The 13,184-nt window shown below is 62.8% G+C and carries 15 protein-coding genes; 12 read left to right on the top strand and 3 right to left on the bottom strand.

Annotation, left to right across the window (positions count from 1 at the left end; translation table 11 throughout):
* The first annotated feature begins 34 nt into the window (after window positions 1–34).
* Window positions 35–970 carry a DMT family transporter gene (locus AC5ZG5_RS10190; protein WP_456641740.1) on the top strand — a complete coding sequence of 312 codons (936 nt, stop codon included), beginning with the start codon at window positions 35–37 and terminating at the stop codon, window positions 968–970.
* A gap of 198 nt (window positions 971–1,168) precedes the next feature.
* Here the strand turns inward: AC5ZG5_RS10190 and AC5ZG5_RS10185 are convergent, their stop codons facing one another.
* Window positions 1,169–1,909: an SDR family NAD(P)-dependent oxidoreductase gene (locus AC5ZG5_RS10185; RefSeq protein WP_456641739.1), complete on the bottom strand. Its 741-nt coding sequence runs from the start codon at window positions 1,907–1,909 to the stop codon at window positions 1,169–1,171.
* A gap of 88 nt (window positions 1,910–1,997) precedes the next feature.
* Between AC5ZG5_RS10185 and AC5ZG5_RS10180 the strand changes: the two genes are divergently transcribed.
* Window positions 1,998–2,657, top strand: coding sequence for a TetR/AcrR family transcriptional regulator (locus tag AC5ZG5_RS10180; protein ID WP_456641738.1), 660 nt, complete (start codon window positions 1,998–2,000; stop codon window positions 2,655–2,657).
* Window positions 2,658–2,789: 132 nt separating this feature from the next.
* Here the strand turns inward: AC5ZG5_RS10180 and AC5ZG5_RS10175 are convergent, their stop codons facing one another.
* On the bottom strand, window positions 2,790–3,764 hold the full coding sequence (locus tag AC5ZG5_RS10175) for a LysR substrate-binding domain-containing protein (RefSeq protein ID WP_456641737.1): 975 nt from the start codon (window positions 3,762–3,764) through the stop codon (window positions 2,790–2,792).
* Window positions 3,765–3,851: 87 nt separating this feature from the next.
* Between AC5ZG5_RS10175 and AC5ZG5_RS10170 the strand changes: the two genes are divergently transcribed.
* The 4 genes from AC5ZG5_RS10170 to AC5ZG5_RS10155 all read left to right on the top strand — a co-directional run bounded on the left by AC5ZG5_RS10170 (window position 3,852) and on the right by AC5ZG5_RS10155 (window position 7,788).
* Window positions 3,852–4,685, top strand: a complete 834-nt coding sequence (locus AC5ZG5_RS10170) for a class I SAM-dependent methyltransferase (RefSeq protein ID WP_456641736.1) — start codon at window positions 3,852–3,854, stop codon at window positions 4,683–4,685.
* Window positions 4,686–4,693: 8 nt separating this feature from the next.
* Window positions 4,694–5,218 carry a DUF8737 domain-containing protein gene (locus AC5ZG5_RS10165; RefSeq protein ID WP_456641735.1) on the top strand — a complete coding sequence of 175 codons (525 nt, stop codon included), beginning with the start codon at window positions 4,694–4,696 and terminating at the stop codon, window positions 5,216–5,218.
* On the top strand, window positions 5,208–6,485 hold the full coding sequence (locus AC5ZG5_RS10160) for an MFS transporter (RefSeq protein WP_456641734.1): 1,278 nt from the start codon (window positions 5,208–5,210) through the stop codon (window positions 6,483–6,485). The genes AC5ZG5_RS10165 and AC5ZG5_RS10160 overlap by 11 nt, the downstream gene beginning before the upstream one ends.
* Before the next feature lie 934 nt (window positions 6,486–7,419).
* Entirely contained in the window at window positions 7,420–7,788 is a 369-nt protein-coding gene (locus AC5ZG5_RS10155) for a YciI family protein (RefSeq protein ID WP_456641733.1), read from the top strand.
* Between the two features lie 148 nt (window positions 7,789–7,936).
* On the opposite strand, the gene AC5ZG5_RS10150 is transcribed toward AC5ZG5_RS10155, so the two are convergent.
* Window positions 7,937–8,713 (bottom strand): DUF3313 domain-containing protein, encoded by a 777-nt coding sequence (locus AC5ZG5_RS10150; protein WP_456641732.1) that lies wholly within the window; start codon window positions 8,711–8,713, stop codon window positions 7,937–7,939.
* A 173-nt stretch (window positions 8,714–8,886) separates the two neighbouring features.
* On the opposite strand from AC5ZG5_RS10150, the gene AC5ZG5_RS10145 reads away from it, so the two are divergent.
* From AC5ZG5_RS10145 to AC5ZG5_RS10120, 6 genes are all read left to right on the top strand, one after another.
* Complete coding sequence (locus tag AC5ZG5_RS10145) at window positions 8,887–9,462, top strand: TetR/AcrR family transcriptional regulator (protein WP_130226795.1); 576 nt, start codon at window positions 8,887–8,889, stop codon at window positions 9,460–9,462.
* Window positions 9,463–9,510: 48 nt separating this feature from the next.
* On the top strand, window positions 9,511–9,975 hold the full coding sequence (locus AC5ZG5_RS10140) for an RrF2 family transcriptional regulator (protein WP_456641731.1): 465 nt from the start codon (window positions 9,511–9,513) through the stop codon (window positions 9,973–9,975).
* A gap of 122 nt (window positions 9,976–10,097) precedes the next feature.
* On the top strand, window positions 10,098–11,315 hold the full coding sequence (locus tag AC5ZG5_RS10135) for an MFS transporter (RefSeq protein WP_456641730.1): 1,218 nt from the start codon (window positions 10,098–10,100) through the stop codon (window positions 11,313–11,315).
* 23 nt (window positions 11,316–11,338) lie between these two features.
* Entirely contained in the window at window positions 11,339–12,007 is a 669-nt protein-coding gene (locus tag AC5ZG5_RS10130) for a methyltransferase (RefSeq protein ID WP_456641729.1), read from the top strand.
* Window positions 12,008–12,135: 128 nt separating this feature from the next.
* A complete protein-coding gene (locus tag AC5ZG5_RS10125) occupies window positions 12,136–12,486 on the top strand; it encodes a Lin0512 family protein (RefSeq protein WP_456641728.1) in 351 nt (116 codons plus the stop codon).
* Between the two features lie 136 nt (window positions 12,487–12,622).
* The gene (locus AC5ZG5_RS10120) at window positions 12,623–13,183 is read left to right on the top strand and encodes an MOSC domain-containing protein (protein WP_456641727.1); all 561 of its coding nucleotides are present in this window, start codon (window positions 12,623–12,625) and stop codon (window positions 13,181–13,183) included.
* The last annotated feature ends 1 nt before the right edge of the window (window position 13,184 follow it).

The following is a 13,184-nucleotide window of genomic DNA, read 5'->3' as shown; positions in this document are numbered from 1 at the left end:
CAGTGGTGAAAGGTCGTAAGCGCGAACTTCAACAATGAGCGCGTCATCGGCCATGAAGAACAAGTTCGCCTTTCTGTATCCCTTCTCCGCCATCGTCCTTTGGTCCGGAAACGTGATCGTTTCCAGGATGTCTGCCCACACGATCGGCCCGGAGGCGATCACATTCTATCGTCTGTTGCTTGCCGTGCTTTTGATGAGCACGTTCGTTGCAGGGGGAGCGTGGCGAGATCGCGCGGTGATCTGGCCTCATCTTGGTCAATTCGCCATTCTTGGCTTTCTGGCCATGTGCCTGTTCCAAAGCCTGTCCTACCTGGCGGCGGAAAGCACCACGGCAACCAACATGGCCGTGTTCACCGCGCTTACGCCGCTGCTCACCGTGGCATTGAGTGCGCTTCTGCTGAAGGACGCGCCGACCATCGGGATGGTCGGCGGCGGAATCCTGTCGCTTCTCGGGCTCGTCTATCTGGTCAGTGCGGGCGATCCGGCATCGCTCGCGCAGAGCGGCGTCCACCTCGGCGACCCCCTTATGTTTCTGGCGGCGCTGGTCTATGCGCTCTACGGCGTGCTGTTGAAGCGTTGGAGCCTTCCGGTCGCCGGGTGGCAATCGACGTACATGCAGGCGCTTTGCGCCTTGGCGATTATATTTCCAGCCTTCCTGGCGACGCCCGCGCCGATGCGATCGCTGAACGCCGACACGCTGCCGCTGATCGCGTATGCAGGTGGACTGGCTTCAGTCGTTCTTCCGTTCTTGTGGGTCCGCGGCGTTCACATCCTTGGGCCGAACCGCTGCGCGGTCTTCATGAATCTGCTGCCGGTCCTCACCGCGCTCGGAGCCATCGTTCTGCTTGGAGAGCCGGTGCACGTCTATCACGTGATCGGCGGCGGCGCTGCTCTCGCCGGTGTAGCCTGCGCTGAGATCTTCCGCCGTCCTTTACGTGGCGCGCCTGCTGCGATGCTGCGCGAGCAATGAGGAGGTGGGCGCAGCGGGTGCGACACAACAACCCGACGCCTAACAGGTGAAAAGTGGACACCGGTTTTCCCTCGCGACAAACGCGAAGCGTTTGCGCAGGACGATCATGCTCGAACAAAGAGCTAGAGCGTGATGACTTTTCTTCGAATCGTCATCCCGCTCTAGTCTGCGCCTTTGTTGCAATCAGTTTGCGGGCCTTCAGGCCAACATCCCACCATCGACGTTCACGATGGTCCCGGTGATCTGGCGGGCGGCGGGACTTGCGAGGAAGGCGACGGTGGCGGCGATATCCGCAGGCGCGCCATATCGGCCCAACGGGATGAGGTTGCGCTGGAAGTCCGAGAACTCACCGTCCGCGGGATTCATGTCGGTGTCGGTTGAGCCCGGCTGGACCAGATTAGCCGTGATGTCGCGTGGCCCAAGCTCGTGCGCCAGACCGCGGGTGAAGGACTGCAGCGCGGACTTGGTCATGAAATAGACCGTACCGGTCGCCCCGACGATGCGCTCCGCGCCGGCGGAACCGATGGTGATCACACGGCCGCCCGCGCCAAGGTGGGGGAGGGCCGCTTGCGTGACGAGTACGGGACCGCGGACGTTGACTGCGAGAAGCGCGTCGATGTCGTCCACCTTGAAGTCGGCGATCGTATCGTAGAGCGCGATGGCGGCGTTGTTGACGAGAATGTCCAGCCCCCCCAATGCTCCGACGGCCTCATCGACGGACCGTCTGATGGCGACCGGATCGGCGCTGTCGGCCTGGATGGCCACGGCACGGCGGCCATGCCGCTCGATCGACGTCACCACCGCTTGGGCACGCTCGGAAGCGTGCTGAAAGGTCAGGGCGACGTCCGCACCGTTCTCAGCGAGCGCGAGCGCGATGGCCGCCCCGATCCCCCGAGAGCCACCGGTCACAAGCGCCCGTTTTCCGGCCAAATTGATCATCGTTCGTCCTTTTATGTAGTGATCATTGCATAATTCGTATTTCCTAGAATCGTTGCGCAGGGGCGTCAACATGTTTATGTAGTGATCGATGCAAAAAAAGGATCAGAGCTCATCGGAATGCCCGCGCCGTGGACGTGGTCGGCCGCGCGCGTTTGATCGTGAAGCCGCGCTGGCGCAGGCAATGAAGCTGTTCTGGATCAAGGGCTACGAGGCGACCTCGGTTGCAGACCTGACGGAGGCGATGGGCGTCGGTTCGACCAGTCTCTATGCAGCCTTCGGCTCGAAGGATGAGCTGTATGCCGAAGCGCTCCGGTTCTACTCCGCGACCTATGAGCACTTGGTCCTAGGGCGGTTTCGCAAGGCCGCCACGGCGCGCGACGCGGCGCTGGCGTACCTGCGCGACTCCGCGGCTGCAATGACGGGATCGGATTGCGACCTGCCCCACGGATGCATGGTCACGCTGGCGACGGTTGGAAACGATGGCCACACCGAACTGGGCGACCTGATGCGCACGGCACGCGGCGGCGCGTTTGATGTACTCATGGCTCGTTTGGAAAAGGGCGTCGCAGAAGGTGAGCTGCCAAAATCTCTCGATGTCGCCAAGCTCGCGAGGTTTCTGCAAACTGTGCAGAGCGGGATGGCGATCCGAGCCCGTGACGGCGCCGACAGAGCCGAACTCCAGGCTGTAGCCGAGATTGCCATGGCTGGGTGGGACGGTATCGTCTCCAGCGAGCGTCGGGCGGATTAGTTTTCCGCCTCAGCTCGAAGAGCTGAGGCGGAAAGCGTAATCAGCCACTCCTCGCACCAACTATGGTGGGTAATCCGGTTGATGCTTATAATCGCGGTCTATCTTGACCGCCTGCGCATTGTTGCCCTCAAGTCAAGTAGTGTTTGCGCCGCGAATCTTGCGAACCTTCCTGGCAATTGTACCGACGCGCGACGCATCAGCGCTCTCGTTCTTCACGTGCTCGATGAAGGCACGCAGTTTGGGCAGGACCTGACGTTTCCCTGGATAGTACAGAAAGACCCCCGGTGCGGTGACGGAGAAGGGCGTCAGTAGTGCTTGCAATTGGCCTTCAGCTATCGGCGCTTTGGCAAGCGGACCGGGCAGTTGCGCGAGTCCCAAACCTTGTATCGCCGCTCCAAGGAGTGTGGGGTAGTCGTGCGCAATCAGCGGCCCCGAGACGATCGCCTCCACCGTCCTGTTGCCGTCAACAAAGGGCCAGGGCGCAATCGACCCGTTTGTACGGCGCATGCGCAGGCAGGCGTGGTCTCGCAGATCGTCGATGCGCTCCGGCCGTTTTCGTCGCTGCAGATATTCGGGGCTGCCAACGATCACGAGCGGGAACGGCGGCGTCAGCCGTACCGCGACCATGTCGGCGGCGATGAACTGGCCCAGCCGGATGCCTGCATCAAATCCTTCGGCCGCAAGGTCGACCAGCTCCCCGCTTGCGACGATTTCCACTTCGACTTCGGGATAGGTCCGGCAGAAGGCTGCGATCAGCCGCTCCAGCAAAATCGGCACCACCGCGCGCGGCACTGAGAGGCGCAATAGTCCGGCCGGGCGCTGCCCCAGCTCACGTGCGACCTCGCTTGCGGCAACGAGCTCCGCGAAGGCGGGCTTCGCGCGCGAAATGAATCGCTCGCCGGCTTCTGTCAGACCGACGCTGCGCGTGGTGCGGACGAAGAGCGCCGCACCGACTCGCGCCTCCAACGCTTGTACGGCTTGGCTGATCGCCGATGGAGTTACCCCGAGTTCCGCGGCCGCTTTACGGAAGTTGCGGTGCTGCGCAACGCTCAGGAACGCCTCCACGCCGTCGAGCGCGCCGTGCCTGACTGTGAAGTTCTGCTTCATGGCTCATCGACATTATCGCGGATAGTCGCGCGCCGGAAGCGGTCTTACTTATCCGGTGCGAACCTGATGCTTTAGGGGAGCCTTGCGATGACCGATATCCTGGACGGCGTGCGCGATCACTATCGCGCGACCGGCTTGACCGAGCGGCTGAAGACGGCGCTCACGGCCTTCGGGCCGGAGAAACAGCGGCTCATGCCGCAGCAGCTAGCCGCGCTTGACCAGTTTCACACCCGCGGACTCGCCGCGACCGCCGAGCTTGCCAAGTTGGCTGGAATGAGCGCCGACATGTCGGTTCTTGACGTCGGTTCGGGCGTCGGCGGGCCGGCGCGCTTTTTGGCTGCGACCTATGGCTGCCGGGTGACGGGCGTCGACCTCAGCGAGCCATTCGTGGATGCCGCGCGCTATCTGACCGAGCGAACGGGGCAGAGCGGTCAGGTGTCGTTTGAGGCCGCCAGCGCGCTGGACCTTCCCTTCGAGGACGGCCGTTTCGACGTCGTGTTGCTGCAGCATGTGGCAATGAACATTTCCGACCGGACGCGGCTCTATCGCGAGATCCGGCGCGTAGTGAAGTCGGACGGCAGGTTTGCAATCTACGATGTCGTGCTGAACGGCGGCGAGCCGCACTATCCCGTTCCTTGGGCACGAACGCCGGCCACAAGCTTTCTTCTGACCGCCGCCGCGACGCGCGAGGCGATCGAGCCGGCCGGTTTCCACACACTGGAATGGCACGATGACACCGAGGCCGCCAAAGCCTGGATCGCTGAGTTGCGTGCGTCGGGCCCGCCGCCTTCGCCAAATCTCGGCGTGGTGATGGGGCCGAACTTCGCGCAGCTTGCAGCCAACCTGGGACAAAGTCTCATGGAGGGCCGGGTCGGCATCCTGAGCGCAATGTTCGAGGCTGCACCGGTCAACACCCGATAGGAGGCCAAATGTCTACGGCAACCGTTTTCCAGATACATCTTGTTATGGGTTATGTCCCGTGGCTGCTTTGCTTCGGCGCGTATGTGTGGCCGAGGCTGAAGGCAATGGACCAGGTCGAGGCGCAGCGGGCCATCGCTACGTTGCACAGCTTCCGCTTCTTCGGGCTCGTCTTCATCGTTCCTGGCGTCGTCGGCCCCAATCTGCCGGCTGGCTTCGCCAGCTTCGCTGCCTACGGTGACTTCGCAACCGGGGTGCTGGCAATCATGGCGCTTGTCACGGTCAACATACGTCCGCTCTTTTGGCTGTTCGTCGTCGCCTTCAATCTCGTCGGTGCGGCCGACATCATTGTCGCCTACTACCACGGCATCGAGGTTGGCCTTGCCGCGCTGGCGGGGGAGTTGGGCGCCACTTACGCGATCCCGATCATCTACGTGCCTGCGCTGATGATCACGCACGTCGCCGCATTCTATTTGCTGGCACGTCCGCAGGCCCAGCCGGCTCGCACTCTCTCCGGCTGGTCCAATGCGCGCTAGCGAGCGCAACCGCGCCTGGATCGTGGTGGTGCTGCTCTTCATGTTCATGGTGATCAATTTTGCCGACAAAGCGGTGATCGGGATCGCCGCGGTACCAATCATGCAGGAGCTGCAACTCGGCCCGCGCCAGTTCGGGTTGGTCGGTTCCAGTTTCTTCTTGCTGTTCGCGGTCTCGTCGGTCGCGACCGGCTTTCTGGTCAACCGGGTGCAGACGCGCTGGGTGCTGCTGGCGATGGGCTTCATCTGGGCGCTGACCCAGTTTTCGATGATCGGCGCGGTCGGGTTCGAAACGCTGGTGGCCTGTCGCATCGCGCTCGGGATCGGCGAAGGTCCCGCGACACCGGTGGCGCTGCATTCCGCCTACAAATGGTTTCCCAACGAACTGCGTACACTTCCGACTGCCGTCATTGTGCAAGGCGGGGCGATCGGCGTCCTGGTGGCACTGCCGCTGCTTAACTGGATCATTGTTCGTTGGACCTGGCATTGGGCCTTCGGCTCACTCGGCCTGGTCGGCCTCGTTTGGTGCGCATTGTGGTTTGTCTTCGGCCGCGAAGGGGCGTTGGACACCGGGAGCGCAAAGGATGCAGCGCAATCGTCCCTGCGGGTCGGCTACGTGCAGTTGCTGCTGAGCCCAACGATCTTGGCGTGCTGGGCGGCGTCGTTCGGGGCCAACTGGGCCCTGTCGCTGGCGCTCTCGTGGCAAGGCGCGTACCTGGTGAAGGGTCTTGGCCTTGCGCAAAGCTCGATCGGATTCCTGGGAGCGCTGCCTGCCGGCGGCAGCGCGGTCGCGATGCTTGCGACCGGCTGGTACTCGCAACGCCTGCTGTCACGCGGCGTATCGAGCAGAGTGGCGCGCGGCATCCTCGGCGGGTTGGGCGTCGTGCTTGGCGGCGCTGCGCTGGTGATGCTGCCGTACGTTCCGGGCATCCCCGTTAAAATTGCACTGACAACGCTCGCGGTGGCGCTGCCTTCGGCGATCTATGTCATCGGCAATGCCGTCGTCGGTGAAATCACTCCGGCGGCGCAGCGCGGCGCGCTGCTCGCGATAGGCGCCGCAGTCGCGAGCTCAGCCGGCCTGCTCGCACCCTATATCATGGGCAGTGTCATCGAGAGCGCCACGACACCGCTCGACGGGTTCAACACCGGTTTCTTCATGTGCGGGGTCATTATGCTGGTAGGTGGCGCCATCGCGATCGCGTTCGTAAATCCCGAGCGCGAGGCAAAATGGAGTTCGAGGCGGATCCAGCCGCTTACCGCGTCTACTTGAGAGGCGGACGATAGCGAGCGAAGAGCGGATTGGCTTTCCGGCGCAGCTCAAAGAGCGAAAGCAGAAAGCGTAATTCGCCATTCGCTTCACAACGACCGCCGGCATCCCGAAGGTCCGAAGGACGAGCTCGCAATGACGATGCGGCCGCGTTAGGTGCGACATAACAACCCGACGAGGCTGGGCAAGTATTCGCCGCGGGCGCGTCCTCGTAGAACGTCCTTTCTTTGCGCGACGCGCATGGCAATGAGGATGGAATTTTCTACGTGCAATCGCCCGCAACGGCGAATGCATTTCTGCGCCGTTCAAGGCTGATTGAATACTTGCCCAGCCTCGACGGGCAAATCAGCCAGAGGTCTGTCCAGACTATCAGCGAAAAATATTCCGCTTTCGCCGTCGGGCAAATCAGTGATTTTACTCCGCGCGTCTCACGGCGGATGAGGGGCGGCTCGCGATCGTCATGAACGTTGCGGTGGGATGCGGTGGACGCGGGTGTCGCGACTGACGAGCGTGGCACTCGCGGACGGCGAAGTCGTGTGGTCCTGGCGCCCCGACGCTGGCGCTAAGTTCTGTGGATCAAGTATCCGCAGAGCGACGGTGGCAAAAAAGCCCGGTCACCGGGGAGAGCACGAAGTAAGCCGTAAACCATCGCGCAGGGAAAGCCGGAATGCTTCGGTTGAACCTGTGGTCCTACCCCCGTGCTTTCTGTTGCACGGGACCCATGGGTGCAACCGGCACCCGGCTTTCCCTGCGCCCTCTGCTATCGAGGAGGGTGGAAAGTGACACAAAGCTCGGACGCAACGCGCCGCGAGAATGCGAACTCGTATCCTCTCTCAACCGTCAAAAAAATCGCGAGACGATGTCGGCCTACGAAGATCCCGTTCGTCGTTCCGATGCCAAGCCGATGAGGCCGGCTCGAACAACAAGGAGACAGGCGATGCGTGTGATGGTGCTCGTGAAGGCTACCGAAGACAGCGAAAAGGGCTTTGTCCGCACGCCCGAGACGACTGAGATGCTCGAGGCGATGGGCAGATTCAATGATGAGCTGCGTAAGGCCGGCATCATGCTCGCCGCCGACGGCCTCAAACCGTCCTCGCAGGGTAAGCGTATTGCGTTCGATGGTTCCAGCCGGACGGTCGTCGACGGGCCTTTCGCCGCAACCCGCGAGCTGGTAGCCGGCTTCTGGCTCTGGGAAGTCAAGGACATGGACGAGGCGGTCGCCTGGGTAAAGCGTTGCCCCAATCCCATGCCGGGACCGAGCGAGATCGAAATCCGGCCGCTATACGAGATGGCTGATTTGCAATGAGCGAGCGAAGGGCGGATTGCGCCGCAGTTCGAAGAGCGGAGGCGGAGAGTGACCGCAGGGACGACATCGTAGGATGGGTAGAGCGGAGCGAAACCTATCATTCGCGAGACTTGCTCCACCGCGATGGGTTCGCTCCGCTCTACCCATCCTACGGCCTTCCGGAGTCGCGGGCGACTTGCGGAGTCTTGTCGGTCCACTCCGGCGGGGCGCCGATCTTGCCGGCGAGAAGTCCCGCCAGACCGGGCGCGCGGCCAAAATTGTCGCATGTCGCATATTTCGGTTCGCCGCCCAACCACGACTGCACGCGCTGACCGGAGGGCAGCGAGATATCCAGGGCTCCCGGCTCCTTGCCGGTCGCGAGCATCCGCGAGAACTCGTTGCCGAACTTGGTTGCCAAGCCATAGGCGTCGCCGACTTCGGAAACGCGAGGGTTGTCCATGATCGAATTCGCACCGCGGGCCCATACCATCGCAGCGCGCTGCACGCCGCTCCGGTCGATGGCTTCGGCCTCGACGGCAAGGCCGCCCAGGCCAATGGGAAGACGCGGAACGCTGACCGGCAAGGCTGCGCCGGTGCCCAAGGTCACCGCTGTCGACACACCGGCTGCGGCCTTGTCGGTCGGCAACACGTCGGTGACGACAGTTCGAACGGTCAGGTCGGCATGTTCACGTGGCGAGACGATTTGAAACTTGTCGCTCAATGCGACACAAACCTCGCGATCGAGCGCGTTTGCGACCAGCGCGCGATCCTGCGCCGTCTTCACCTGCGCCAACGCACTATGAGCAAACGTCGTCGGAACGATGCGTACGGTTTTCACCGACGCCAATGCGTTGGCGTCGACGTAATTTCTCGACTTCGAGAGCATGCCCTTCTGCTCTCCCAGATTGTTGTAGGTTGCCAGCGTGCCCGCCGTTTTCTGAGGCATGGAAGCGCATCCGACAACCGTCAGAGCGAATGGCAGAGATATCGTTCGAAGCCACGAATGGGGAGTTCTTGTCACAGCGTGGCTCCGAGCATAAGATGCATTGATGCATCTAGTCGGAACCGTGATGCGGAGTCAAGATGCATTAATGTATCTTATTTGGAGTGAGCATAGTTATGGGCGAGCGGCGGCGCGGCGCGGAGTTGGAAGAGGCAATCCTGGAGGCCGCGTGGCTCGAACTGGCCGAGCGCGGTTATGCCGGGCTGACGATGGAGGCGGTCGCGGAAAGGGCAGGGACGAGCCGTCCCGTGCTTGCGCGCCGATGGGACGGGAAGGCGCCGCTTGCCGTCGCGGCCATTCGGCAGCAAATGGCGAAGCACCCGCTGGAGGTGCCGGATCGGGGCGATGTCCGGACGGAGCTGCTGGAGTTTCTGAAGCGTGCGGCTGATCGCGCCGCCGGAACGGCGGCGGCCTTCACCCTGTTTTCGAGCAATTATTTCTCGGAGAACTGGTCGACACCGAAGGATCTGCACGCCGCTCTCATCGAAGGTGGAGCACGACCTTTCTCGGCTATTCTGGAACGCGCCGTGAAGCGCGGCGAGATCGATGCGGCAAAGCTGACGCCTCCGGTGGCTTCTCTGCTCGGCGACCTGTTTCGGTACCACGTCATCATGAACTTTTCGGCGCCGCCGCCGGCCTTGCGAAAAGCCTGGGTCGACACCGTGTTCCTGCCGCTGGTCAAGCCGAGATAGGCGAGGCGGTGGTTGACCAATGAATCATCACGAACTATTTGAAGTTACATGAGACGAGATAGCCGACTATCTGGGGTGCTTCACGTGCTGCTGCACATGGCCGAGCACGGCGGGCCGGTGACATCGGAGGTGCTGGCGAAAGCGATGTGCACCAATCCGGTCGTGATCCGGCGGATCATGGCCGGCCTGCGCGACTGCGGCTACGTCCGATCCGAAAAGGGCCATGGCGGCGGATGGGTGCTCGCGCGCGATCTCGAAGAGGTGACGTTGCGCGATGTCTATGATGCGCTGGGCTGCCCGTCATTGCTTGCGATAGGCAATCGGACCGACGCGCCGGATTGCCTGGTCGAACAGGCCGTCAATGCAGCGCTCGACAAGGCGTTTCACGATGCGGAGGCGCTCCTGCTCGCGCGTCTCGGCGAAATTACGCTAGCGGTGCTGAGCGCCGACTTTCACGCGCGGCTGACTGCCCGCAAAGGCTCGCGCCGAACGGAGATCGATCATGTCCACTGAGGACGGTGCCAGGTTCTTTCTGAGCGCCTTCTGCGACCTCGCAAAAAAGTGAGCCCCTGCATGTCGTCTTTGGCGCCTCGCGTTCGTCTTGGAGCCAGGGATAGCTGCAGTGGAGACACGGAATGAAGGATGCTCACTATCGCTGGGTGATTGTCGGAGCCGGCGGGCTTCTGGGCTGCGTTGCCATCGGCGGGATGTTCTCGCTGCCGGTTTTTCTCCTGCCGATCACGCGGGACACCGGCTGGTCGGTCACCGGCGTGTCCAGCGCCATGACCATCGGCTTCCTCGCGATGGCGTTCACCAGCATGATCTGGGGGACCTTGTCCGACCGGCTCGGGCCGCTGCCGGTGGTGCTGACCGGCTCGATCGTGCTTGCGGCAAGCCTTGGGCTGGCCAGCCTTGCCTCATCGCTGGTCGCGTTTCAATTCATCTTCGGCCTGATGGTGGGCGGCGCGGCCGCCGCGATCTTCGCGCCGATGATGGCCTGCGTCACCGGCTGGTTCGATACCCATCGCAGCCTTGCCGTGTCGCTGGTTTCGGCAGGCATGGGGATGGCGCCCATGACCATGTCGCCGCTCGCGGCCTGGCTCGTCTCGATCCATGACTGGAGAACCTCGCTTCAGATCCTTGCCGTCACTGTCGCCTGCATCATGATTCCCGTATCGCTGTTGGTGCGCCGCCCGCCGGCGCTCGAACGCGAACACGCCCCTGCCGGCGAAGGCGAGCCGCAACCGGCGATGTCGCTGGCGCAAGCGCTGCGCTCGCCGCAGTTCATCGTGCTGCTCGCGACCAATTTCTTCTGTTGCGCCACCCATTCGGGGCCAATCATCCATACCGTGAGCTATGCGATAAGCTGCGGGATACCGATGATCGCCGCCGTCACGATCTATAGCGTCGAGGGGCTGGCGGGGATGGGCGGCCGTATCGCGTTCGGCCTGCTCGGCGACCGCTTTGGCGCCAAGCGCGTGCTGGTCTCGGGCCTGTTCGCGCAGGCCTTCGGCGCGCTCGCCTATGCCTTCGTGCGGGAGCTCTCCGCGTTCTACGCCGTTGCGGCGGTGTTCGGCTTCATCTATGCCGGCACCATGCCGCTCTATGCCGTGCTTGCGCGGGAGAATTTTCCGTTGCGGATGATGGGCACCGTGATTGGCGGAACCGCCATGGCAGGCAGCCTGGGCATGGCGACAGGGCCGGTGGCGGGAGGTCTGATCTACGACACCTTCGCCAGTTACGCTTGGCTCTACATCGGCTCCTGGGCGGTTGGACTTGGCGCGTTCCTGATCGCGTTGACGTTCAGGCCGTTTGCCAAGGTCAAGGCCGAGGCGGCGCCAGTGCCGGCGTGAGGGATGACGCGACGGAGCATGTCATGGTGAAAGTCACTCTTCAGATCGTGGTCTGGACCGCGATCATGGGCGCTATGATCCTGTGGCCGGCCGGCACCCTGGCTTATCCCGGAGGCAGGGCGTTCCTCGCCATATTCGCGATCGGCGGCCTTGCGATTACCCTGTGGCTCGCCAAGCGCAATCCGCGGCTGTTGCGCGAGCGCATGAGTTCACCGGTGCAGCGCGACCAAAAGCCGTGGGACCGGATCTGGCTGACGCTCTTCATCGTGCTGTTCTGCGCCTGGATGATCTTCATGTCATGGGATGCCGCGCGCACCGGTTTTAGCGCGGTGCCGGTCTGGCTGCAGGTGGTTGGCGGTGTCCTCACCGTGCTCTATCTGCTCGGCGTGTGGTGGACCTTCCGGGAAAATACCTTTGCCGCGCCCGTGGTGAAGATCCAGGAGGATCAGCGGGTGATCGATACCGGACCGTACGCCATCGTCCGGCACCCGATGTATGCGAGTGCTTTGCTCCTTATCGTCGGCCTGCCGCTGTTGCTCGGTTCCTGGATCGGTCTTGCGATGTCGGTGGTGTTTATCCTCGGCATCGCCTGGCGGACCCTGCATGAGGAAAGCGCGCTGAGGGCGGAGCTGAAAGGCTACGAGGAGTATGCTTCGCACGTGCGCTATCGGTTCATCCCGTCGGTCTGGTAGCGGCAGGCGAGCGGGGCGGACCGTAGCATTGCCAGCGGGAGGTGGATTGCTATGCTCGCGCGGGCTGATCGAGCGGGGGGCGTCCTTTGGGGCGCCTCCTTCCACCCAATGACAAGACAGGAAATCCAATGGCACGCGTTCGCTGTATCACCGAGATGGGCATGGGCGTCGATGTTCACGGCAAGGATGCGACCAAGGCGGCGCGGCGCGCGGTCTCGGACGCGATCCGTCACTCGAGCCTCGGCTTCTTCCGCATGCTCGACAAGACTGCCAACGACATGTTCGTCGATGTTACCATCGCCGTGCCGAACCCCGATGCGGTTGACACCGCTGTGGTCGCGAAGGAATTGCCTTACGGCACGGTGACCGTCACCGCGGTCAAGGGCGGGCTTGAGATTCCGGCCGAGCAGGGCAGCGATGCCATCATCATCGCCAACGCCGCTGTCATCGTCAGTCTCGACGACGGCAAACCGGCTTAGGCACCTCATGCCTGATAGTTAGGCTTGCCAATCTGTTTTCGCTGTGAAAAACAACAAGCAGACGGTCTGCTCGTCGAGCTTGCCGCGTAGGCGTTAACGTCAACCAACGCATGTCAGCACAACGGGAGTTTGTGCTATGCCTGGTTTGACCGAAATTCAGACGCCTTTCGTGCTCGGTGTTTTCCTCAGCGGCACGCACAGCTTCACCAAACATCGGCAAGACGTCGTTACGCTGCGCAAAGGGCTCGGCATCGAAGGCGACGCGCATTGTGGGCCGCTGGTCAAGCATCGCTTCGATGCGGCGCGTGATCCGAGGCGACCGAACTTGCGGCAGGTTCATCTCATCAAGGCGGAGCTCATCGAGGATCTGACCAGCAAGGGCTTTGTCGTTCAGCCCGGCGACCTCGGCGAGAACATCTCTACGTGCGGGATCGACCTGATGGCGCTGCCCGTGGGCACGCGGCTGCACATCGGGCGCGATGCGGTCGTCGAGATCACCGGCTTGCGCAGTTGTTGCGTGCAGATCGATACGTTTCAGCCGGGGATGCTGCGCGAGATCATCGCGCGCGTCGACGGCAAACTCGTTCGCAAGGGCGGCGTGATGGGCATTGTCGTTGAAGGCGGCGAGGTGCGGCCGGACGATGCCATTGTCGTGCGGTTGCCCGATGGACCATTCGTGCCGCTCGAAGTGGTGTGAC

This window comes from Bradyrhizobium sp. Ses1 (assembly GCF_059512365.1).
Note: the sequence above shows the minus strand (reverse complement) of the source record. Positions and strands in the feature narration are given on the sequence as shown.

What these genes read in the sequence shown, in the direction of transcription:
- AC5ZG5_RS10190 (WP_456641740.1), top strand. Translation starts at nt 35, where the DNA reads ATGAGCGCGTCATCGGCCATGAAGAACAAGTTCGCCTTTCTGTATCCC.
- AC5ZG5_RS10185 (WP_456641739.1), bottom strand. Translation starts at nt 1,909, where the DNA reads ATGATCAATTTGGCCGGAAAACGGGCGCTTGTGACCGGTGGCTCTCGG.
- AC5ZG5_RS10180 (WP_456641738.1), top strand. Translation starts at nt 1,998, where the DNA reads ATGCAAAAAAAGGATCAGAGCTCATCGGAATGCCCGCGCCGTGGACGT.
- AC5ZG5_RS10175 (WP_456641737.1), bottom strand. Translation starts at nt 3,764, where the DNA reads ATGAAGCAGAACTTCACAGTCAGGCACGGCGCGCTCGACGGCGTGGAG.
- AC5ZG5_RS10170 (WP_456641736.1), top strand. Translation starts at nt 3,852, where the DNA reads ATGACCGATATCCTGGACGGCGTGCGCGATCACTATCGCGCGACCGGC.
- AC5ZG5_RS10165 (WP_456641735.1), top strand. Translation starts at nt 4,694, where the DNA reads ATGTCTACGGCAACCGTTTTCCAGATACATCTTGTTATGGGTTATGTC.
- AC5ZG5_RS10160 (WP_456641734.1), top strand. Translation starts at nt 5,208, where the DNA reads ATGCGCGCTAGCGAGCGCAACCGCGCCTGGATCGTGGTGGTGCTGCTC.
- AC5ZG5_RS10155 (WP_456641733.1), top strand. Translation starts at nt 7,420, where the DNA reads ATGCGTGTGATGGTGCTCGTGAAGGCTACCGAAGACAGCGAAAAGGGC.
- AC5ZG5_RS10150 (WP_456641732.1), bottom strand. Translation starts at nt 8,713, where the DNA reads ATGCCTCAGAAAACGGCGGGCACGCTGGCAACCTACAACAATCTGGGA.
- AC5ZG5_RS10145 (WP_130226795.1), top strand. Translation starts at nt 8,887, where the DNA reads ATGGGCGAGCGGCGGCGCGGCGCGGAGTTGGAAGAGGCAATCCTGGAG.
- AC5ZG5_RS10140 (WP_456641731.1), top strand. Translation starts at nt 9,511, where the DNA reads ATGAGACGAGATAGCCGACTATCTGGGGTGCTTCACGTGCTGCTGCAC.
- AC5ZG5_RS10135 (WP_456641730.1), top strand. Translation starts at nt 10,098, where the DNA reads ATGAAGGATGCTCACTATCGCTGGGTGATTGTCGGAGCCGGCGGGCTT.
- AC5ZG5_RS10130 (WP_456641729.1), top strand. Translation starts at nt 11,339, where the DNA reads ATGGTGAAAGTCACTCTTCAGATCGTGGTCTGGACCGCGATCATGGGC.
- AC5ZG5_RS10125 (WP_456641728.1), top strand. Translation starts at nt 12,136, where the DNA reads ATGGCACGCGTTCGCTGTATCACCGAGATGGGCATGGGCGTCGATGTT.
- AC5ZG5_RS10120 (WP_456641727.1), top strand. Translation starts at nt 12,623, where the DNA reads ATGCCTGGTTTGACCGAAATTCAGACGCCTTTCGTGCTCGGTGTTTTC.